At 69.0% G+C, this 19094-nt stretch carries 23 protein-coding genes and 1 riboswitch; of the genes, 7 read left to right on the forward strand and 16 right to left on the reverse strand.

The genetic code is table 11. The features are described from left to right. Nucleotides 1-515: 515 nt before the first annotated feature. From ABZ818_RS30190 to ABZ818_RS30245, 12 genes are all read right to left on the reverse strand, one after another. Nucleotides 516-749, reverse strand: a complete 234-nt coding sequence (locus tag ABZ818_RS30190) for a hypothetical protein (protein WP_361421444.1) — start codon at nucleotides 747-749, stop codon at nucleotides 516-518. Nucleotides 750-949: 200 nt separating this feature from the next. Continuing rightward, complete coding sequence (locus ABZ818_RS30195; protein ID WP_361421447.1) at nucleotides 950-2212, reverse strand: site-specific integrase; 1263 nt, start codon at nucleotides 2210-2212, stop codon at nucleotides 950-952. Further along, complete coding sequence (locus ABZ818_RS30200) at nucleotides 2212-2409, reverse strand: helix-turn-helix domain-containing protein (RefSeq protein ID WP_280869734.1); 198 nt, start codon at nucleotides 2407-2409, stop codon at nucleotides 2212-2214. The genes ABZ818_RS30195 and ABZ818_RS30200 overlap by 1 nt, the downstream gene beginning before the upstream one ends. 2 nt (nucleotides 2410-2411) lie before the next feature. Continuing rightward, nucleotides 2412-3800 (reverse strand): replication initiator protein RepSA, encoded by a 1389-nt coding sequence (gene repSA / locus ABZ818_RS30205; protein WP_361421451.1) that lies wholly within the window; start codon nucleotides 3798-3800, stop codon nucleotides 2412-2414. Between the two features lie 4 nt (nucleotides 3801-3804). Further along, on the reverse strand, nucleotides 3805-3987 hold the full coding sequence (locus tag ABZ818_RS30210) for a hypothetical protein (protein WP_361421454.1): 183 nt from the start codon (nucleotides 3985-3987) through the stop codon (nucleotides 3805-3807). A gap of 92 nt (nucleotides 3988-4079) precedes the next feature. Then, nucleotides 4080-4397 (reverse strand): SpdD-like protein, encoded by a 318-nt coding sequence (locus ABZ818_RS30215; protein WP_361421457.1) that lies wholly within the window; start codon nucleotides 4395-4397, stop codon nucleotides 4080-4082. Nucleotides 4398-4409: 12 nt separating this feature from the next. Continuing rightward, entirely contained in the window at nucleotides 4410-4565 is a 156-nt protein-coding gene (locus ABZ818_RS30220; RefSeq protein ID WP_107080639.1) for a hypothetical protein, read from the reverse strand. A 12-nt stretch (nucleotides 4566-4577) separates the two neighbouring features. Further along, nucleotides 4578-4769: a mobile element transfer protein gene (locus tag ABZ818_RS30225; RefSeq protein WP_361421460.1), complete on the reverse strand. Its 192-nt coding sequence runs from the start codon at nucleotides 4767-4769 to the stop codon at nucleotides 4578-4580. Nucleotide 4770: 1 nt separating this feature from the next. Then, entirely contained in the window at nucleotides 4771-4965 is a 195-nt protein-coding gene (locus ABZ818_RS30230; protein ID WP_361421463.1) for a hypothetical protein, read from the reverse strand. Nucleotides 4966-4984: 19 nt separating this feature from the next. Next, nucleotides 4985-5695, reverse strand: coding sequence for a DUF2637 domain-containing protein (locus ABZ818_RS30235; protein WP_361421466.1), 711 nt, complete (start codon nucleotides 5693-5695; stop codon nucleotides 4985-4987). 82 nt (nucleotides 5696-5777) lie between these two features. Then, on the reverse strand, nucleotides 5778-7133 hold the full coding sequence (locus tag ABZ818_RS30240) for an FtsK/SpoIIIE domain-containing protein (protein ID WP_361421469.1): 1356 nt from the start codon (nucleotides 7131-7133) through the stop codon (nucleotides 5778-5780). A gap of 3 nt (nucleotides 7134-7136) precedes the next feature. Continuing rightward, complete coding sequence (locus ABZ818_RS30245) at nucleotides 7137-7490, reverse strand: hypothetical protein (RefSeq protein WP_361421472.1); 354 nt, start codon at nucleotides 7488-7490, stop codon at nucleotides 7137-7139. Nucleotides 7491-7917: 427 nt separating this feature from the next. Between ABZ818_RS30245 and ABZ818_RS30250 the strand changes: the two genes are divergently transcribed. Beyond that, nucleotides 7918-8961 carry an XRE family transcriptional regulator gene (locus ABZ818_RS30250; protein ID WP_361421578.1) on the forward strand — a complete coding sequence of 348 codons (1044 nt, stop codon included), beginning with the start codon at nucleotides 7918-7920 and terminating at the stop codon, nucleotides 8959-8961. Here ABZ818_RS30250 and ABZ818_RS30255 read toward each other — a convergent pair. The 3 genes from ABZ818_RS30255 to ABZ818_RS30265 form a co-directional block, all read right to left on the reverse strand. Then, nucleotides 8945-9739, reverse strand: a complete 795-nt coding sequence (locus tag ABZ818_RS30255) for an NUDIX domain-containing protein (protein ID WP_361421475.1) — start codon at nucleotides 9737-9739, stop codon at nucleotides 8945-8947. The genes ABZ818_RS30250 and ABZ818_RS30255 overlap by 17 nt on opposite strands. 434 nt (nucleotides 9740-10173) lie before the next feature. Further along, nucleotides 10174-10530 carry a hypothetical protein gene (locus tag ABZ818_RS30260; protein ID WP_361421478.1) on the reverse strand — a complete coding sequence of 119 codons (357 nt, stop codon included), beginning with the start codon at nucleotides 10528-10530 and terminating at the stop codon, nucleotides 10174-10176. Beyond that, nucleotides 10520-11074 (reverse strand): hypothetical protein, encoded by a 555-nt coding sequence (locus ABZ818_RS30265; protein ID WP_361421481.1) that lies wholly within the window; start codon nucleotides 11072-11074, stop codon nucleotides 10520-10522. The genes ABZ818_RS30260 and ABZ818_RS30265 overlap by 11 nt, the downstream gene beginning before the upstream one ends. A 418-nt stretch (nucleotides 11075-11492) precedes the next feature. Between ABZ818_RS30265 and ABZ818_RS30270 the strand changes: the two genes are divergently transcribed. Further along, nucleotides 11493-12119 (forward strand): hypothetical protein, encoded by a 627-nt coding sequence (locus ABZ818_RS30270; RefSeq protein WP_361421484.1) that lies wholly within the window; start codon nucleotides 11493-11495, stop codon nucleotides 12117-12119. Between the two features lie 687 nt (nucleotides 12120-12806). Here ABZ818_RS30270 and ABZ818_RS30275 read toward each other — a convergent pair. Further along, the gene (locus ABZ818_RS30275) at nucleotides 12807-13214 is read right to left on the reverse strand and encodes a hypothetical protein (protein WP_324838952.1); all 408 of its coding nucleotides are present in this window, start codon (nucleotides 13212-13214) and stop codon (nucleotides 12807-12809) included. Between the two features lie 193 nt (nucleotides 13215-13407). Between ABZ818_RS30275 and ABZ818_RS30280 the strand changes: the two genes are divergently transcribed. The 5 genes from ABZ818_RS30280 to ABZ818_RS30300 all read left to right on the forward strand — a co-directional run bounded on the left by ABZ818_RS30280 (nucleotide 13408) and on the right by ABZ818_RS30300 (nucleotide 18974). Then, entirely contained in the window at nucleotides 13408-13725 is a 318-nt protein-coding gene (locus ABZ818_RS30280; RefSeq protein WP_361421488.1) for a hypothetical protein, read from the forward strand. Nucleotides 13726-13850: 125 nt separating this feature from the next. Next, entirely contained in the window at nucleotides 13851-14957 is a 1107-nt protein-coding gene (gene rlmN / locus ABZ818_RS30285; RefSeq protein ID WP_361421491.1) for a 23S rRNA (adenine(2503)-C(2))-methyltransferase RlmN, read from the forward strand. 32 nt (nucleotides 14958-14989) lie between these two features. Next, nucleotides 14990-15095: riboswitch (TPP riboswitch) on the forward strand. A gap of 81 nt (nucleotides 15096-15176) precedes the next feature. Then, nucleotides 15177-16253, forward strand: a complete 1077-nt coding sequence (locus ABZ818_RS30290) for a thiamine ABC transporter substrate-binding protein (RefSeq protein WP_361421494.1) — start codon at nucleotides 15177-15179, stop codon at nucleotides 16251-16253. A gap of 47 nt (nucleotides 16254-16300) precedes the next feature. Beyond that, complete coding sequence (locus ABZ818_RS30295; protein WP_361421497.1) at nucleotides 16301-17938, forward strand: iron ABC transporter permease; 1638 nt, start codon at nucleotides 16301-16303, stop codon at nucleotides 17936-17938. A gap of 1 nt (nucleotide 17939) precedes the next feature. Next, the gene (locus ABZ818_RS30300; RefSeq protein ID WP_361421499.1) at nucleotides 17940-18974 is read left to right on the forward strand and encodes an ABC transporter ATP-binding protein; all 1035 of its coding nucleotides are present in this window, start codon (nucleotides 17940-17942) and stop codon (nucleotides 18972-18974) included. The last annotated feature ends 120 nt before the right edge of the window (nucleotides 18975-19094 follow it).

The raw sequence follows: 19094 nt of genomic DNA on the forward strand, positions 1-19094 counted from the left end.
AGGGCCTCGCGGAGGACGGTCACGGAAGCCGCCCCGACCTCACCACCGGGGCCGGCTACTCGATCAATGTCGACTCGTTCGTGAACAGCGGCGTCGAGGCGGGCTGTTAGAGCGGCGACCAGGGATGACCACTGACGGCAGTGGTCAGCCGGCTATGGCAGCGACAGCTGTCGGGTTATAGCCATGCGCCCCGATCGCGCTCATCATGAGCGGCATGCAGAGTGTCCGGGTGGGAGCAAAAACCGGCAAGACACGGGATCGCTTGGTAGAAGCTCGGTCCTCTTGTTCGCGGCGGGGAGCCTTTACGCGGGGATCTACCTCGCCGAGTTGATCACGGATGGTGACCGCTGGGTCCAGATGCTCGAGTCCGCTTCTGCCCTGCTGTTCCTGAGCTGGATTGCTGGAGCCGTGCACTTTCTCCGGATCAGGAAGGCAGAGAGGCAGAACAGGACCGGGGAACGACGGGCGCTCACGGAGAGGATTTGAACCCGCGGTGACTCGCGCCACGACGGTTTTCAAGGTTGGGCGTGGCACGCGGCTCTGCGACGCAACCCCCACGCCCTGAACCGACCGCTCACGAAGATACCGACGCCGATGGACAGCGCGATCGGCACGATGTCGAGGGTCACGTGGCGGCCCCCGGCTGCCAACGACACCAGAAACGCGATCGCCGTGAGGGTCGCGGCGGCCGCGGTGAGGAAGACGGCTATCTCGGCCCACCATATCGCCCGCGTCGGTTGAGTCGTCATGCCGATGTTGTACCTCGCGCATCTGGCCGCTGTACAGCAGGGAAGTACAGCACCCCCCGTGGCCGACCGGCAGCCCCGGGTCACCGGATTTGATCTGCGACACTGGTACAGCCATGCCTAAGCCCGGAGAACTGGCAATGTTAGGGCAGCGACAAGCCCCCCACCAGCGCGTTCGGCGCGGATAGGGGGCCTGGTTCGGGTCACTGGGCCGTCTCTGGGCCGTCAGGCTCGCGCGGGGCCGGCAGGAGCACTCGATCCACGGCCTTCCTCGTACGCTCCTGGCTCGACGGCATGAGGTGCGCGTACACCCGCAGCGTCAACCCAGGGTCGGAGTGTCCCAAGTACTCACTCACGGCCTTGATGCTCTCGCCAGCGTCCAGCAGCACCGAGGCGTAGAAGTGCCTCAGGGCATGCATGCCGTGCTCACGAGCGGACTCGTACTTACCGTCCTCCCCGGCTTCCGCGATCAATCCAGCCGACGCGAGGGCGGGCTTCCAGTCCTGGATGTTGAAGTTGCTGCGCCAGACGAGTCCGCTCGCGGTGTTCGTGAACAGGAGGCGGGCCGACACCTTCGGGCCGTCCGGCTTACGCCACGGCAAGGTGATCTCAACCGGCTTGAAGGCGTCCATGTGGTCCCGCAGGGCCTCAGCGACCGAGGGCGGCAACGGTACGTCCCGCTCCTTGTTGCACTTCGGCGGAGCGAACACGGCCTTGCCCCGGATCAGCTTCACCTGCCGGACCACGCGAATGATGCCGCCATCGAAGTCGAGGGCATCTTCCGCCAGTCCCACGATCTCGCCCTGACGGAGCCCGCACCCAGCACCCACGTCCACCACGGGGCGGTAGCGCTGGGGGAGTGCTGCACGGACCGCATGAACCTGAGCAGGCAGCCACGGCACAACACGGCGCTGCTCGGCGGCCGGCGGGCGGACGGACTTTGCGGAGCACGGATTTCGGGGCAGTAGCCCGTCGTCAACCGCCGCGCTGAGCACGGCCCGTATGTCGCCGTAGATGTTCCGTGCATAGCCGCCACTCACGGCCGGGTCGTTCTCCAGCGCGCTCACCAGGCCCCGGATGTGCTCCGGACGGAATGAGTCCAACGGCCGAGAGCCGATCAGCCGGAACGCGTGCAGGCGTAACCGCTGCTCAACCACGACCTGACTGGCCGGGTCGATGCCGTGCGTCTTGAGCCACTTCTCGGCGTAGCTCTTGAAGGTGATCCGAGCTGCGCGCGGGTCGATGTACCGACCGCGCGACATGTCCGAGGCGATCTCGGTCAGCCACTGCTCAGCGAGGCGCTTTTGTCGGTCCGGGAAGCTCTTGGACTTCTCGGTGCCGTCGGGGCCGACGTACCGGGCCCGGTAGCGCATGCCCGAACCGTGGCGGTCGGTGTTGACCTTGCGGGTCTTGCCGTCCGGGCCGACCTCGGTCCGGCACCAGCGGTCTTGAATGTGGCCGGCCATCAGGCAGCCTCCCCGATCTGGGAGTCGACCCAGGCCCGCACGTCGTTCGGGTCGAAGCGAAGGTGCCGGCCGACGCGGAAGCCGCGGGGCCCGGTGCGCTTGCGGCGCCACTGGTAGACCGTCTCGACGCTGGGAAGCTCGAACATCTCGACCAGGTCCTCAGGGGTCAGGAAACGGTTCGGTAGCTCTGAGGCCATGGTCAGCAATCCCTTTCGTCGGCGAGTTGGTCGCGTAGGGCTTCGCGGGCGGTTTCGCGGTTGAGCTGGAGGTCGCGTGCGATGGTGGCGGCGAGGACGGATTCGCCGGGGGTGTGGCCGTGTCCGGCGTACTGCCAGTCGGCCAGGACCAGGACGGTGTCCGGCTCGCGGTCGTCGAGGCCGAGGGCGGCGTGTTCCTGGGCGGCGCGGTAGTCGGCACGGGCCTGGCGCAGTTCGCCGAGGGTGGTGGAGTAGCGGCGGGACTTGGAGGAGAAGTGGCCGCGGAAGCCGAGCATGTGCGCCCAGGCCCACAGCCGCCGGTCCGGATACAGCGGGTCGAGCCGCTTGCAGGCTTCGATCAGGCGGCGGGTGTGGTCCGGGACGCAGTGGCGGTCGAGTTCGGACAGCTCACCGATGCGCCGGTCCAGGGTGCCGGTGTTCTCGGCCGCCTTGGTCGCGTACTTGGCGACGTAGGAAGCGACGGCCTGTTCGGTGATGTCGGAGCCGTCGCCGAACGCCTTGACCGGCCGGACGTCGAGCTGGGTGCCCCACCGGAAGGCCCGGACCGGTTGGTCCTCGGCGGCCGGGACGGAGACCGAGGTGTAGGAGTGCGCGGCGGCGGCCCGGATCGCGTCGGCGAGCAGCTGCACGGTGGCCCAGGACGGCGAAGCGGTGTCCGGCCCGTCCGGTCCGTCAACGCGGATCACGGCATGGAAGTGCACGGCGCCGCGTTTTTGGAACTCTGCGACCTTGCCGTAGGAGAGCCGGGCGCACTCCTTCAGTTCCCGTTGGGTGAGGCCGGCGCGGGCGGCGATCTCGCGGCGGAGCCGGTTGGTGAAGCGCTGCCAGAGCTGCCCGGCGTGGTTGTTGAACAGCACGGCGCCCGCATAGTCGTAGGTGGCCGGGTCCAGGGCGGTGCCGAGGGCGGGGTCATCGGCAGCGTGGCGGGTGCCGCAGCGGCAGGTGCCATGGTCGGGCCGGTTGTGCACGCGGCCGAACGAGGGCGCGGTGAGGGTGGCGAACACGCGCGGGTGGTCGCGGACAGTGACGGGGATGTCCCGTCGGTCGTCCCCGGCCAAGCCCGCACGGATCAGGTGATACGTGTCGCCCGCGTAGGTCCAGGCGCAGGCGGGGCAGCGGGAGGCGCGGCGGTTGCCGCACGCGACGCGGAGCCGTCCGCCCGGCTCGCCGTCGGTGGTGTAGTGGTGCAGGGTCTGGCCGGTGGTCTTGTCCTTGGTCAGGGTCCAGCCGGTCAGGTGGATGGGGTCGGCGCAGCCGCCGGTGCGGCGGATCTGGTCTTGCCAGCGGTCGAAGCCGGGGGACCCGGCCACCCGCAGCAGATCGCCGAGGGTGACCGGGTCCAGGCCCGCCGGGGTGGCGGTGTCGCTCACGCTGTTACCTCCCGGCCCGCACGACGGCGGCGGTAGGGAGGGCGTGGCCAGTGCCCTGGCAGGTCGGGCAGGTGACACGGAGGGTGGCGCGGGTGCCGTCGGGGTGGCGGGTGCCGGTGGTGATGGCGACGGTGGCGAAGCCGTCGCAGGCGCGGCAGATCCGCGAGGTCGGGGTGTGCTGGGCCATGATGGGCGTTGCCTTTCGGGTCCGGTGGATCGGGAAGGTGGGAAGGCGCCCGGGGCGGCGGTTCTTTGGCGAGAGAGCCGCCCCGGGGGCCGTCAGCGACGCTTGGGGTCCGTGACGATCAGGGAGCGGATCACCAGGGCGCAGATGGCGAGCGAGGCGCCGGTGATGGCGACCGCGAGGAGCATGGAGACCAGGACTGCGCCGACGACCAGGACGACGGCGGTGCCGCCGCCGACGAGGGCGAGCGCGGTACCCGGGGTGAACTGCACGACCGGGCGGGACGGCGCCGGGGCTACCGTCGGCGGGGCGGGGGTCGGGGTGCCGGGGGTGATGGTGGTCGGCTCGACGACGGCGGGCGGGGTGACCAGGCCGGTGGGCTGGGGCATGATCGGGAGCTTGGGCCGGAACATGATCGGCTCTCCTTACTTGACGGCGGTGTCGATGACCGGGGATAGGAGGCTGTCGGCGAGGAGGTAGCCACCGAGCAGCAGCACCAGGACCAGCCACAGCGGCGGGCGGATGAGCTTGACGCCGAGCCAGCCGACGACGATCAGGGCGAACCAGAGCGGGACGTCCATGGCGTTGGCCTCCTAGCGGACCTTGCAGCGGTGGGTGCGGGCGGCAAGCTGAGCGGCGGACTGGGAGGAGTAGTCGGCGGACCAGCCGCAGCCGTCGGAGCTGCACACGGCGGCGTGCTTGGTGGTGCCGTGGCAGTCGCGGTGGGTGCCGATCTGCACCGGGCCGATCCGCATCACGGAGTGGAAGAAGTCGCGGGCGGGCATGTCAGTCGGTCTCCTCTCGGGTCGTGGCCGGGTCGGGGAAGGCGGCGCGGATACCGGCGGCGGTCGCGAGGTCGGCGGTGCGCTGGGCGGCTTCCTCGGCGAGCAGGTGGGCGAGGTAGGGCCGGTTGGCGGCGGTCATCTCGCGGGCGCCGTCGAGGTAGTCGGCAGCGGTCAGGTCGGCCGGGTCACGGGTCACGGGTGCTTCTCCTTCCTGGTCAGGCGAGTTGGGCGGCGATGGCGTCGGCCAGGTGAGGCGGGACGCCGAGGCGGGCGCGCAGGGTGTCGGTGTCGATGCGGGCGCCGGTGCGGGCGTGGTGGTCGTCGGCGACCTTGCGGGCGTGGTCGACCAGCGCGGCCGGGACCGGCACCGCCGGAGGCGGGGTGGGAGCCGGGTCGGCCGGAGCCGGTTCGGCGGTGGGCAGGGCCGGGGTTTCCTCGGGCGCCGGGACCGCGGCAGGTTCGGGCGCCGGGTCCGGCTCAGTGGTGGCGGCCGGTTCGCCTTCCACTTCGGGCACGGGGTCCGGGTCCAGGGCGGCGGGTGCCGGCCGATCCGAGGAGGGGCCCGCGGGTGAGTGGGCGAGGAGGGTGCCGCCCATGAAGGCCAGGGCGGGCCAGGCGGCGACGAGGATGCGCAGCCAGGCGGGGACGTCGTTCAGGTCGAGCAGTCCGGCGGTGGCGACGTTGGCGCCGAGCGAGGCGACCAAGGCGATGACGAACCAGCACCAGGCCAGCCGGGACGGCCCGTTGGTGCGCAGCCGACGCCAGGCGGCGACCAGGAGCAGGTCCACCGAGACCGGATAGGCCCAGGCCTTCCAGCCGTCCTGTCCAGCGGCGGCGGCCAGGTCGTGCAGGTGGGCGAAGGACAGGGCACCGGCGATGACGGCCTGAACAAGCACGGCATCCACACGGAGGGCGGGGCGGGCCATCACGGCTCCTTCCTGTGATCAGGCATGGCAGGGGTAGGGACCCGGCGCGAAGACGGTCGCGCCGGCCGTGGAGGGGAATGGGTCAGGCAGTGGCGGGGGCTGTCTTGGACAGCGGCACGCGGGCCGAGGGCAGCGGGGCGACCGCGGGCCGGTAAGCCGCCAGGGCGGACAGCTCGGGGGTGAGGTCGGCGTGCCGGTTGCAGGTGTTCACGGCTTGGCGCAGCGAGGTGTGCGGGGCGCGGATGCGGGCCCATCCGCCGGTGGAGTCACCGGTGACGGCGACGCCGGGGGTGTCGGTGGGGATCTGGATCGCGGCCAGCACAGCATCCGGGGCGATGTCGCCGAAGGCCATGTTCGCCGAGGCTTCGTCGTTGACCCGGTGTGCGGTGCGGCCGGTGAGCTGGGCGCGGAGCATGGTGATGCCCTTGCCGAGTTCGGAGCCGAAGCGCTGCCCGCAGACCTCCAGGTAGATGCCGGCGGCGCGGCCGAGCTGGGCGAGCCGGGCCAGGGCGGTGATGATCCGGTCCCGGCGCTTCTCCTCCTCCTTGGTGGCGAAGAGGGCGAGTTCGGCGACCTCGTCGACCAGGACCACGATCGGCACCGGCCGCACATCTTCGGGCAGGTCCCAGATGTCGGCGGCGATCTCCGCATCCGGCACATCCGCGGTGATCCGCTGCTCGGCCCGGATGAGCTGATACACCTCCTCCATGTGCGTGACGAGCGCTTCCAGCAGCTCCAGCGCGGTGTCCGGGTTGTCGGCCAGCGCGGAGAACCGGCGGGCCAGCGGGAACAGCTCCACCCCCTGCTTGCAGTCGATGCCCACCAGAGCCACCTTCTGCGGAGCGAGCGCGGCGACTAGGTTGCGCTGATAGACCGACTTGCCGGACTCCGTGGCGCCGAGGGTCAGGCCATGCGGGACGGCCCGGTAATCGCGGTAGTGCACCGAACCGTCCTCGCGCAGGGCGACCGGGACCCGCATCGGGCGGGCGTCGTCCCGGGCGGGCATCTGCACCCGCTTGAGCACGTCGTAGCCAGTCATCCGCAGCTCGACCACGCCGGAGCGCAGCTCACGGGAGGTGACGCCGTACAGGGCGAAGGAGTGCCGCAGCCGGTCACACGAGGCGGCCACGTCGAAGGCGTCCTGACCTGGCCGGAGCTTGAGCCGCAGCACCAGGCCGGTCCGGGTCACCTTCACGCGCAGGATGCGCGGGGCACGCGGAGCGGGAACTGGCCGGTTGGTCACCCGCGCCACGGTGAGGCGCCAGCGGGGGGCCGGGACCGTCAGGCCGCAGGCGTCCATGACCGTGCCGTAGCGGACCAGGACCCGCAGGGCGGCGAGGGTGGCCCCGAGGGTCAGCCAGTACCAGGCGGGGTGCCGCCACCGCAGGAGACCCGCAGCGGCGACGACCAGCACCAGGGCGACGATCAGCCAGGTCATGGCTCAGGCCGCCTTCGAGGCCGAGCCCGCAGCGGCCAGCGAGGTGACGGCGACCGCGCGGAAGGCGATGCCGTGCCGCTTCTGGCCGTTGAACTCGTTCTCCCACGCCGAGGCGACCAGGCCGGTCAGCGCGACGGGGGTGCCCATGGTCAGGTCCTCGGAGACGCCGGGCTGCGGGACGGTGAGCTTGAGGATCTCGACCTCGTCGGGCGTGGAGAACATGACCTCCACGACCATCAGGGTGACGCCGTCCTTGTCAAGGGCGATCTCACCGGTACGGCGGTCCTTCACCTTCGGCTGCGGGGCCTTGGCAACCATCACGGTGGCGTTGGAGGTGTCGACGGGAATCTGACGCATGATGGAACTCCCTTTCGGAGGGGTGGGAGCGGCGTACTTGCTTGGCGATGGGTCGCCGCTCCTGTGCGTTGGCGGAAGCCCGCAGCGCAGCCGCAGGCTTTGCGCGCTCTCATCTGGTGCGCACCAGTAGGTTGCATCTGGTGCGCACCAGATGTCAAGCGCTGTCGCAGCTCGGGCGCCTCAACTGCCCTTGCGGCGACAGTTCCAGGGAAGCGCCCACGCCAACGCTCCGGTAGCCAACAGGGGTTAACAGGAGTCTGGTTAACCCCTGACGACCTGCGTTGATGTGAGGCATGCTGCTGTTACGGCTCAACACCCATACGCAGGACGGCACTAGGCGATGAGCGGGCTCAAGTCAGCAAGGAACGCGCGTGAGTGGTCACAGGAGCGCCTAGTTCGAGAGATCGAACGCCATGCGCGCCAACACATGCTCACCGTGGCATCGACGGCGAGTCTGCGGGTGTACGTCTCGGAGTGGGAGAACGGCCGGCGCCCCATCTCCGCGCGGTACGCGAAGATCCTTCGTGTCCTGCTCGGTGTCACGGACGACGAGCTGACCGGCAAGCCGGAGGCGTCGCCTGCCGTCCCCGCGGCTGACGGTTACGACGAACTCATGAGCCGTATCGATGCGGCCCGCAGCGTCAGTCTGACGATGGTCGAGACGTTCATGGACCAAACGGAGCTACTCCGGACCATGGACCGGCAGCTGGGTGCCGCGAGTCTGGTCGACCAGATGACCGCGCATCTGTCGACCCTTGAAGACGCTCTCACGTTCGCCGTGCTTCCCGAGGCTCGACGCCCGGTCGCCCGAGCGTTGGCCGGGGCGGCGACCCTGGCCGCCTGGCAGGCGCTCGACGTCGGCGCGGTTGAACGAGCCTGGCGGCACTACGAGCTGGGCAAGCGAGCGGCTCAGGAAGCCGAAGAACCGATGTACCTGGCCCACGCCACGGCAGAGCAGGCGTACGTACTTTGCGACGCCGGACGCCCATCCATGGCGATCGGGCTGATACGGGACGCGCAGCGACTCGGCGGCAAGGCCATGTCCCCACGTCTCAGGGCCTGGCTGTATGCCGCCGAAGCCGAGATCTGTGCCCGGTCCGGGCTCCAGGACGAGTGCCGACGGGCGCTTGACAACGCAGTGCGGTGCCTGCCGCCGGGAGAAGAGGCCCGGGACCCAGACATGCTGAGCATTTTCCTGAACGCGGGGCACCTTGCCAGGTGGCGCGGTAACGCGCTGGCGCTGATAGGTGATGACGACGCGGTGAGCAACCTCTACTCCGCGCTGGAGACGGCCGACCCGACGTTCATACGGGCATCGGCCGGACTGCGCTGCGATCTCGCGCAGGCACACCTTGCCCGCGGCGAGTACGACCAGGCGCACGAGCATCTGCGGCAGGCCCGATTGGTGGCGAGCCGGACCGGGTCAGTGCGCCATCGACGGCGGATCGAGCAGCTCACCCAGCGGTTGTAGGCGAAGCGCCGGCGCCCCGGGAGGCGAGCACGTGCAGCAGGGCGACGAGGGTGCCCGAACCCATGAGTTCGCCGCGTGCCATCAGGCCGGGAATGTCGGCGAGGGGTACCCAAGCAATGTGCCCAGCTTCCTCAAGATCGGTCGGTTCGCCTACCAGCTTCGCGCCCTGGCCCACGTAGATCTCATGCGGTGAGTCGACCATGCCGACCATGGGCTGATAGGTGACCACGCGCTCCAGGGAGTTGGGCCGCCAGCCGGTCTCTTCCTCGAACTCACGCATGGCCGTCTGCAAGGGATCTTCTCCCTCGTCGACGATCCCCCCGGGGAGCTCCCAGCCGAAGGACTGCGGGACGAAGCGGTAGCGCCACATCATCAGGACGCGGTCCTGGTCGTCGATGACGGCGGCGATGGCCACGTGGTGCAGGCGTACGACGTGATGTTCGAAGCGCTTCACGCCGGGCGGCTCGACGTCGACGAGGGCGAGCTTCACCCAACGGTTGTCGTACAGCGTCCGCTCACCATGGATCTGCCAGGGCTCGACATCTGTCGGCGCCTCGGTCGTCACGGACCGATCAGGGACACGGTAGGAACTGCGGCCGTGCACCTCGACGACGTGCTCAGCCACGAGCTTGGCCAACACCTGGCGCAGTGCCGTACGGCCGATGCTCAACTCTTCTGACAGGGTCCGCTCGGACGGGAGCCTGGAACCTGGCGAGTACTTGCCCGTCGCGATCCACTCGCGAATCGTGCGGTACACCCGCTCCGACTTGGGTCCCATCCGCTGAGCACGCTCCCGTTGCCTAGTTGTCCTGGTCGATCCCAGCGTAGCCACCTACTCACGTGAGTAGGTAGTCCCGATGGAGACGGCCAACAGCCAGGAGCGCGGTAAGACTTTCTCTACTTCATCAAGGCCCGCGCACGGCGCGGGCGCGCGCCGCCTCTGCGGCGCGGCCTGCCTCCTGTCTTCGCCCCGGCTGGCCGCGCCCGGCGGCGCGCTCGGCGGCTGCGGGCATGAAGTGGGGAGATACCCTCTGTGGCTGGGGCGGTCGGCTCCACGGCTTTAGGCAGCCACTTTGGGGCGAGCCTCTAAGATCATGGCCCCAACGTCGTGCTTTAACGGGCAGGTCCACAGACCGCCCGACTCGCCATGAGCTTACGGGGCCATGATCACTCGCCCCAAAGCAGCTCCAGCCCAAAGCCGCTCCGCCAACCTCAGAATGGGTCCGTAAGGTCGTCAATGAGGGAATCGATAACGGCGTTAGCGTTCCGCGCACTGTTCATCGCGACGCGAAATAGCTCTGCGATACCATCGGCCACTAGACCACCGCCAGCGGAGCGAATTTCCTCGACTACCTGCCCTTGATCGCCGCGAATTTGCAGCATAAAAGGGAAGGTGCCATCGCCGTCCTGGCTCCAAATAATGACAGTCCCTCGCGTCAAGGACAGGGAATAGGTGTCCTCCGTGGGAGCAGACTGCGTGCTCGTACTGGTCCACTCGACCTTCTCAGCCTCTGTGGCGCTGATCAGCGAGTTAATGAGCGTCAGCAGTTTCTCCTGATCAACTGCCATTTCCGACCCCTCCTGCCTGCATCCCCAGCGCGGATGTCATTGCACCCAAGGCGCTGATTACCTTACCCACGGACTGCCGCGCGGTTTTAGTAATGGCCACAATATCTGGCGAATCGACCTCAATAAGCTTTGATTTCGCAGACGCCGCAGCAGAGATCGACGCTTGCAGCGAAATGATCATTTCCCTCTGGGAAGGATCAGCGTCATCGAGCAACCCTCTGACTTGACCAGCTTGCCAACGCCACGTCGAAAGCCAAGAAATCGTAAGGTCTAGCGATCGATCCCTCACAGATCGTTCCAGCTGCTCTTCCGCCCTATGGAGTTGCGGAAGAAGCACCAGGAGCGAAGCCTTGCTTATACTTTCGCGAACATTCTCGGCTGCTAACTGCGCAGACTCTGCGGCATTTTTCGCCTTGTAGGTTTGATAAATGGTAATGCCGAACCCGATGGATGCAAAAGGAATTGCAGTCCATGTGGACGCGGCGTCGACTACGGAGTAAAAAGACATGTCCTCGCGCCCTATTTGGTCACCCTCCCACAGCACGACGCGCTGATCGTACCGTCAGGACTGCGATCGCGCCCCTCTAGTGCAAGAGGGGGCCACGGGGACAGTGTCGGGGCCATCTGATAGCGCGGCAGCCGATACACGCTGCGGCGCCCATCGCGGGGGCCAGGTCGATGCCAGGACCGTTCATCGATCTCCGCATGCGCATGCTCACTGAAGCGCCCTCCCGGGCCGTCCCGGGGCTGTGGAAGGGCGCTCGTTGGTGACCAACGCCGACAGCAGTTCAGAGCGGTGATCGAGTGGGCGGCCGCAGGTCACGGCCGCACGTGATCAGTTGTGGCTGTTCTGAGGAACGAGTATCTGCGGCTGCGCCCTGGCCGGATCGCCCCCTTGTGCACCCTTCGTGTGCGTGTCACACAGTAGAGAGGCGCGGTGATCGGGCGGAGGGGGACGCTGCATGTCTGTGTCGGGTGACCAACCGGCAGTGCCGTCGGCCTGGGCAATCGAGCGGTTCGGGCAGCAGGCCGGCCCGCTTGCCGCGGCGGTTCCGGTGCAACTGGCCAAGGCGCACGCGAAGGCTCATGCCGCGCACCTCGCCGCTGGGCTGAAGAAACGGAGTCCGTACGGTGTCGCCCTCGCAGGGGTCGTACGCGAAAACCTGGCCGAGACGGCACGGGAGCTTGGGGAGTCCGTGCGAGACGTGCGTGGGTACGAGTATGCGGTGATCAATGATCACGCACTCTTTCCCTTTAGGTACGCAGACAAGCCGAGGCCCCCTGACCGCGCCCGGTTGCCCTCCAACGCGTCGCCCACTCGCCGTCGACTGTTCCGGGCCCACGGGCCGCAGTCTCCGGACGGGCTGTTCGAGATCGACGGCGGCCTGACCACGGAGGAGTACCTGGGGCTGCACGAAGCGTTCGAGGAACTGGGGGCCTCCACGAGGCTCGTCTGCGTGTTCTTCACGGCCGACGCCGAGAACGGCATCCACGTCATCCACTGGGGGGAGGCTCACCTCGAACCGGACCGCACCTTCACGTGGCCCTACAGGGAACAGCTCCCGGTCGCCCCCGTGCCGCTTGAGTGACGGGCAGCGTCGTCGCTGCCTGACGGACGCCGGAAACGAGTCGTCTGATTCCTGGGCCGTCCCTGGGCCGTCCGAGGCCTCCCGAGGTCGACCAACGGCGACCGACAGTGACAGACGAGCCACCGCCGCCAGCAGTGAAACCCCAGGTCAGCGCCCTCAGGCCTGACGGGTTTCCGCGTAGGGGTGGCGGTACGGCAAGATGGGGCGTTTCTTTCCGCGAAAGTGGGCGCCGCTCCGAGCCTGAGTTCACGCCTGGTCTCTTCACATGCCGCCTTCTGTGCGACGATCACGCTGCACGGGAAGGGAGCGGTGCATGTCTCAGGACCGGAAACAATCCCTGGTTGAACGCCCCGGTTACATGGTGCTGAGCCTCGTCTGGTTCGGGTGGACGGCCGCCAGTACAGCTAGTCCGCTGTGGGTCCGCCTTGGAGGGCTGGTGGGCTTCGTTGCCTGGGCTGCGCTCCTGCTGCGTCATGTTGTCAGACACCGCCAGACACGCAAGTCCCGCCCATCCTGACATCCACGGCTGACATCAACGCGGCCGGACGGTGGCATACGCCGGCGTTACTGCCCGGCCATCACACTGGGCGACGACGCCCCCAGGGGCAGGTGTGGATCGAACTCCTAAAGCGGGTGTCGTGCGGCTCATTGGCCGCGGTGGTGACGCCCGCAGCGCGCAGCCCCGTGCTATTCGGCCAGGTAGCCAAGTCCATGATCCGTCGGCCGGGTAGTCACAGATCCACCCCTCACCTGCCACTCGACCTGTTGAGCCACCTCGCTGCTGGCTACAAAGAGTCCGCGAACCCGGTCCCCGTCCTCGTCGGAAGCAGGGATCGCGGCTATGGACCGCAGTTGCTCCATGAACCAGTCCACAGCCGACTCACGAACATCGCCGCCGTAGAACACGTAGTAGGTCCAGTTGAAGTGGCGGGCCGGAAAGCCCCAGCCGCCGCTGTAGTGCCCGTCAGAATGCCCCGCGATCACTTGACGGACGGCGGCGAGCTGCTGCTCGTCGCACTCCAGCCAGCCCCTGATGGAGACGAAAACGCCCATCTTGTCGCCCTCCCATTGGACCAGCATCACCGTGCCTGCCAAGAGCCGATCTTCCGTGGGAATCGTAGGCGCACCCCCACGCGGGCCGGGCCGACAGCAACGCTGACGGCAACGAGGGCGAACGACGGCGGCTCCCACTAGCCCGCCGCGGCGGTGGCGCAAGCCTGTCGGCCTGAGGTACGAGGGGTCCGCCCGCATCTTCTAAGCACCGGTCCCAGGGCGTCATGATCTGCCGATGGATGAGTACGCCTGGCCCGCGGTCCCTGAAGTGCCGGCCGCGGACTTGGTGCGGGAGAGCTGGGAGGCAACCGTCGCGGCTCTGCCCGTCGAGGCCCGGATCACCGGGGAGGTCATCGGTCGCCAGCGCTTCGGGGTCTTCATACGTATAGACGGCGTGCCGTACGCCATAGCGCTGGCGGAGATCACGGCCATGCCGCTCGGGATGGACCTCCCAGCCCTCAGGGCCTTCGTCAGTGGGGAGGTCATCTGGCACGCCGCCCACAACCACCAGGTCAAGGTCCAGCTCGATGAGTGGCGGGCCGCCGACGAGTGATCTTCGCTGGGCCGTCTCTGGGCCGTCCGAGGCTGCTCAGGGGCGACCGGTGACGACCACTAACGACAGTCGTAGCGACCGGCAGCCGCAGGTCACCGGATTTGATCTGCGACACTGGTACAGCCATGCCTAAGCCCGGAGAACTCACTTTCGTCGCCCCGCGCGGTGCCAAGAAGCCGCCGCGGCACCTTGCCGATCTGTCGCCTGCCGAGCGCAAGGAGGCCGTCGCCGCGATCGGCGAGAAGCCGTTCCGTGCCAAGCAGCTCGCGCAGCACTACTTCGCGCGGTACGCGCACGACCCGGAGCAGTGGACCGACATCCCCGCCGGATCCCGCGCCAAGCTCCAGGAGGCGCTGCTTCCCGAGCTGATGACGGTCGTACGGCATCTGTCGACCGACCAGGGGACCACCCGCAAGACGCTGTGGCGCCTGTTCGACGGCACGCTCGTGGAGTCGGTGCTCATGCGCTACCCGGACCGGGTGACCATGTGCATCAGCTCGCAGGCGGGCTGCGGCATGAACTGCCCGTTCTGCGCCACGGGACAGGCCGGGCTCGACCGGAACCTGTCCACCGCCGAGATCGTGCACCAGATCGTGGACGGGATGCGCGCCCTGCGGGACGGAGAGGTCCCCGGTGGTCCCGCTCGCCTGTCGAACATCGTTTTCATGGGCATGGGCGAGCCGCTCGCCAACTACAACCGCGTCGTCGGCGCCATCCGCGCCCTGACCGACCCCGAGCCGGACGGGCTCGGCCTGTCCCAGCGCGGGATCACCGTCTCGACGGTGGGCCTGGTCCCGGCCATCCACCGGTTCTCCGACGAGGGCTTCAAGTGCCGGCTCGCCATCTCCCTGCACGCACCGGACGACGAACTGCGCGACACGCTCGTCCCGGTCAACACGCGGTGGAAGGTACGCGAGGTGCTCGACGCCGGATTCGAGTACACCGCCAGGTCCGGGCGCCGGCTGTCCATCGAGTACGCGCTGATCCGGGACATCAACGACCAGGCGTGGCGCGGCGACCGGCTCGGCCGGCTGCTCAAGGGCAGGCCGGTGCACGTCAACCTCATCCCGCTGAACCCGACGCCCGGCTCCAAGTGGACCGCGTCCCGCCCCGAGGACGAGAAGGCGTTCGTCGAGGCGATCGCCGCCCACGGTGTGCCGGTGACCATCCGGGACACCCGCGGTCAGGAGATCGACGGCGCCTGCGGTCAGCTGGCTGCCACCGAAAGGTAGCCGGACGGTAGGCTGATACCGCACACATCTTCATATTCCGACAGGGGAGCGCCACAGCGCTGAGAGTGCGGCACCGGCCGCAGACCCTCTGAACCTCGCCCAGGTCATTCTGGGTAGGAAGTTCGGTCATCACTCAAGCTGTTGTGCCCTGCCCGGGTGTCCCTCGCGGATCCCGGGCAGGGCCGCGTCTCTTCCTGGCCAACCCCCAGGAGGACTTCAGTGCACACCAAGACGTTCGCTGTCGTGGCGGTCGGGCTCGGCCTGGTCACGCTGTCGGCGTGCGGTTCGTCGCCGGGCGACAAGAGTTCGGCCGGCTCCAGGACGGTGACCCTGGTCAGCCACAACTCGTGGGCCGCCTCCAAGAGCGTCATCGCGGACTTCGAGAAGAGCTCCGGCTACAAGGTCAAGGTCCTCGAGGACGGCGACGCCGGCCAGGCGGTCAACAAGGCCATCCTCACCAAGGACAACCCGCAGGGTGACGTCTTCTTCGGCGTCGACAACACGCTGCTGTCGCGCGCCCTGGACAACGGGCTGTTCCAGTCGTACGAGCCGAAGGGTTCGGACCTGATCCTGCCGCAGTACCGCGTCGACGAGGCGAAGCACCGGGTCACGCCCATCGACACCGGCGACATCTGCGTCAACTACGACAAGAAGTACTTCGCCGACCACAAGCTGACCCCGCCCGCCTCGTTCGACGACCTGGTCAAGCCGGAGTACAAGAACTTCCTCGTCACCGAGAACGCCGCCACCTCCTCACCCGGCCTCGGCTTCCTGCTCGGCACCGCCGCCCAGTACGGGGACAAGGGCTGGCAGGACTACTGGAAGAAGCTCAAGGCCAACGGCGTCAAGGTCGTCGACGGCTGGGAGCAGGCCTACAACCAGGAGTTCTCCGGCTCCGCCGGCGGCCGGAAGGCCAAGGGCGACCGTCCCCTCGTCGTCTCCTACGCCTCCTCGCCGCCCGCCGAGGTCATCTACGCCGACCGGCGGCCGAAGACCGCGCCGACCGGCGTCGCGCAGGGCACCTGCTTCCGTCAGGTCGAGTACGCCGGACTGCTGAGCAACGCCCGGAACACCGAGGGCGGCAAGGCCTTCCTGGACTTTCTGGTCACCAAGAAGTTCCAGGACGACATGCCGCTGAACATGTTCGTCTACCCGGTGCGCGAAGGCGCCCAGGTGCCCCCGGAGTTCGTGCAGTACGGCCCCCAGGCCAAGGACCCCGAGACCATGGCCCCCGCCGAGATCGCCGCCAACCGTGACCAGTGGGTCAAGTCGTGGACCTCGCTCGTCCTCAGGTAGGCCGCGGACGCGGCCGCCGGACGGGGAACGCGGCGCGGCTCGGTCTCATGGCCGTGCCCGTCGCGTTCTTCGCGGTGTTCTTCGCCTACCCCGTGGCCGCGATCGTCCGGCGCGGCCTGGAGGCCGACGGGGCCTGGCAGTTGGGGCGGATCGCCGATGTGCTCGGACAGTCCGACATCCGGCACGTCCTGTGGTTCACCACTTGGCAGGCGCTCGCCTCCACCGTGCTCACCCTGCTCGTCGCCCTGCCCGGCGCCTATGTCTTCGCGCGCCTCGACTTCCCCGGCCGGCAGGTTCTGCGGGCCGTCGTGACCGTGCCGTTCGTGCTGCCCACGGTCGTGGTCGGCACCGCGTTCCTCGCGCTGGTCGGGCGCGGCGGCCTGCTCGACGAACTGTGGGGCGTACGGCTGGACACCACGGTCTGGGCGATCCTGCTCGCCCACGTCTTCTTCAACTACGCCGTCGTCGTACGGACCGTGGGCGGTCTGTGGGCGGGGCTCGACCCGCGCCAGGAGGAGGCGGCCGGGATGCTCGGCGCCTCGCCACTCGCAGCCTGGCGCAAGGTCACCCTGCCCGCGCTGGCGCCCGCGGTCGCCGCCGCCGCACTCATGGTCTTCCTGTTCACGTTCACCTCCTTCGGTGTGGTGCAGATCCTCGGCGGCCCCACCTTCTCCACCCTCGAGGTGGAGATCTACCGACAGACGTCCGAGATCTTCGACCTGGCCACCGCCGCGGTCCTGACGATCCTCCAGTTCGCCGCGGTGGGCGCGATCCTCGCCGTGCACGCCTGGACCGTACGGCGACGCGAGACCGCGCTGAAGCTGGTGGACGCCTCGCTGACCGCCCGCCGCCCGCGCGGCGCCGGGCAGTGGACGCTGCTGGCCGGGGTCCTCGCCACCATCGCCGTCCTCGTCGTGCTGCCGCTCGCCGTGCTGGTGCAGCGGTCGCTCACCGCGCCCGGGTTCGGCTACTACAGGGCGCTGACGAACGCGGACGGCGGCACCTTCCTGGTCGCGCCGATCGACGCCCTCGGCACCTCCCTGAGCTATGCCGCCGCGGCGACCGCCATCGCCGTGGTGATCGGCGCGCTCGCCGCCGCGGCCCTCACCCGCCTCCCCCATTCTCGCCTTCGCTCCCACGGGGGGACCCCCATCGCGGGCCGGCTCGTACGCGGCTTCGACGCGCTGCTGATGCTGCCGCTCGGGGTCTCCGCGGTGACCGTCGGCTTCGGCTTCCTGATCGCCCTCGACCGCCCGCCGCTGGACCTCAGGCAGTCCTGGATCCTGGTCCCGCTGGCACAGGCCCTGGTCGGCGTGCCCTTCGTCGTACGGACCATGCTGCCCGTGCTGCGCGCGGTGGACGTACGGCTGCGGGAGGCGGCGGCCGTGCTCGGGGCCTCGCCGTGGCGGGTGTGGCGTGAGGTCGACCTGCCCCTGGTACGGCGGGCACTGCTGATCGCCGCCGGGTTCGCCTTCGCGGTGTCACTGGGGGAGTTCGGGGCGACCGTGTTCATCGCGCGGCCCGACCGTCCGACGCTGCCGGTTGCCGTGGCGCGGTTGATCGGCCGGCCCGGCGACCTCAACTACGGCCAGGCGATGGCCCTTTCGACGATTCTGATGGTGGTGTGCGCGGTGGCGCTGCTGGTGCTGGAACGCCTGCGCACCGACCGGAGCGGGGAGTTCTGAGATGCTGCTGAGCCTTGAGGCCGCGACCGTGCGCTTCGGTGGGCGCGCCGCACTGGACGCGGTCGACCTGTCGGTCGCCGAGCACGAGATCGTGTGCGTGCTCGGACCCAGCGGCAGCGGCAAGTCGACCCTGCTGCGCGCGGTGGCCGGGCTTCAGCCGCTGGAGTCCGGGCGGGTACTGCTGGACGGGCGGGACCAGGCGGGGGTGCCGGTGCACCGGCGCGAGGTGGGGCTGATGTTCCAGGACCACCAGCTGTTCCCGCAGCGGGACGTGGCCGGCAACGTCGGCTTCGGGCTGCGGATGCACGGCGCGGCGAGGAGCGAACGGGACGCCCGAGTCGGGGAGTTGCTGGAGCTGGTCGGGCTGCCCGGTGCCGGGCGGCGGGCCGTGGCCGCGCTCTCCGGCGGGGAGCAGCAGCGGGTGGCCCTCGCCCGGGCGCTCGCCCCCCGGCCGCGGCTGCTGATGCTGGACGAGCCGCTCGGCCAGCTCGACCGCTCGCTGCGGGAGCGTCTCGTCGTCGAACTGCGGGAGCTCTTCGGGCGGTTGGGCACCACCGTGCTCGCCGTCACGCACGACCAGGGCGAGGCCTTCGCGCTCGCCGACCGGGTCGTGGTGATGCGGGACGGCCGGATCGCCCAGTGGGGCACGCCACTCGAGGTGTGGCAGCGGCCGGCCGACGCCTTCGTGGCCCGTTTCCTCGGCTTCGAGAACGTGGTGGAGGCGAACGTGGAGGGCGAGGTGGCGGTCACCCCGTGGGGCAAGGTGCCGGTCCCCGGCGGCTCGGCCCAGGGCACCCGCACCCTCCTCGTCCGGCCCGCCGGAGTCCGCCTCGTCCCCACCGCCGAGGGACTGCCCTGCGCGGTGACCGCCCGCACCTTCAAGGGCACCCACGTCACCGTCCACCTCCAGCCCGACAACGCCCCCCGCCTGGAAGCGGCCTGCGCCCTGCGCGCGGCACCGGAGGTCGGGGACGAGGTGGCCGTGGAGTTCGACACGACCGAAATCGTGGTGCTTGATCGACCGCAGGACACTTAGTAGTGCTTCGTTACGTTGGGTGATCTCGCCTGGTGGTGGGCACCTTCCCGGTATGAGGCTGGGGGAGGTGGAACGGCGCTGGAGGTGCTCGGCGAGCGGGAGCTGCTGGAGTTCTGGCTG

It is taken from the genome of Streptomyces sp. NPDC047453, assembly GCF_040643155.1.
GTDB lineage: Bacteria > Actinomycetota > Actinomycetes > Streptomycetales > Streptomycetaceae > Streptomyces.

What these genes read in the sequence shown, in the direction of transcription:
- ABZ818_RS30190 (WP_361421444.1), bottom strand. Translation starts at nt 749, where the DNA reads ATGACGACTCAACCGACGCGGGCGATATGGTGGGCCGAGATAGCCGTC.
- ABZ818_RS30195 (WP_361421447.1), bottom strand. Translation starts at nt 2,212, where the DNA reads ATGGCCGGCCACATTCAAGACCGCTGGTGCCGGACCGAGGTCGGCCCG.
- ABZ818_RS30200 (WP_280869734.1), bottom strand. Translation starts at nt 2,409, where the DNA reads ATGGCCTCAGAGCTACCGAACCGTTTCCTGACCCCTGAGGACCTGGTC.
- ABZ818_RS30210 (WP_361421454.1), bottom strand. Translation starts at nt 3,987, where the DNA reads ATGGCCCAGCACACCCCGACCTCGCGGATCTGCCGCGCCTGCGACGGC.
- ABZ818_RS30215 (WP_361421457.1), bottom strand. Translation starts at nt 4,397, where the DNA reads ATGTTCCGGCCCAAGCTCCCGATCATGCCCCAGCCCACCGGCCTGGTC.
- ABZ818_RS30220 (WP_107080639.1), bottom strand. Translation starts at nt 4,565, where the DNA reads ATGGACGTCCCGCTCTGGTTCGCCCTGATCGTCGTCGGCTGGCTCGGC.
- ABZ818_RS30225 (WP_361421460.1), bottom strand. Translation starts at nt 4,769, where the DNA reads ATGCCCGCCCGCGACTTCTTCCACTCCGTGATGCGGATCGGCCCGGTG.
- ABZ818_RS30235 (WP_361421466.1), bottom strand. Translation starts at nt 5,695, where the DNA reads ATGGCCCGCCCCGCCCTCCGTGTGGATGCCGTGCTTGTTCAGGCCGTC.
- ABZ818_RS30240 (WP_361421469.1), bottom strand. Translation starts at nt 7,133, where the DNA reads ATGACCTGGCTGATCGTCGCCCTGGTGCTGGTCGTCGCCGCTGCGGGT.
- ABZ818_RS30245 (WP_361421472.1), bottom strand. Translation starts at nt 7,490, where the DNA reads ATGCGTCAGATTCCCGTCGACACCTCCAACGCCACCGTGATGGTTGCC.
- ABZ818_RS30250 (WP_361421578.1), top strand. Translation starts at nt 7,918, where the DNA reads ATGCTCACCGTGGCATCGACGGCGAGTCTGCGGGTGTACGTCTCGGAG.
- ABZ818_RS30255 (WP_361421475.1), bottom strand. Translation starts at nt 9,739, where the DNA reads ATGGGACCCAAGTCGGAGCGGGTGTACCGCACGATTCGCGAGTGGATC.
- ABZ818_RS30260 (WP_361421478.1), bottom strand. Translation starts at nt 10,530, where the DNA reads ATGGCAGTTGATCAGGAGAAACTGCTGACGCTCATTAACTCGCTGATC.
- ABZ818_RS30270 (WP_361421484.1), top strand. Translation starts at nt 11,493, where the DNA reads ATGTCTGTGTCGGGTGACCAACCGGCAGTGCCGTCGGCCTGGGCAATC.
- ABZ818_RS30280 (WP_361421488.1), top strand. Translation starts at nt 13,408, where the DNA reads ATGGATGAGTACGCCTGGCCCGCGGTCCCTGAAGTGCCGGCCGCGGAC.
- rlmN (WP_361421491.1), top strand. Translation starts at nt 13,851, where the DNA reads ATGCCTAAGCCCGGAGAACTCACTTTCGTCGCCCCGCGCGGTGCCAAG.
- ABZ818_RS30295 (WP_361421497.1), top strand. Translation starts at nt 16,301, where the DNA reads ATGGCCGTGCCCGTCGCGTTCTTCGCGGTGTTCTTCGCCTACCCCGTG.
- ABZ818_RS30300 (WP_361421499.1), top strand. Translation starts at nt 17,940, where the DNA reads ATGCTGCTGAGCCTTGAGGCCGCGACCGTGCGCTTCGGTGGGCGCGCC.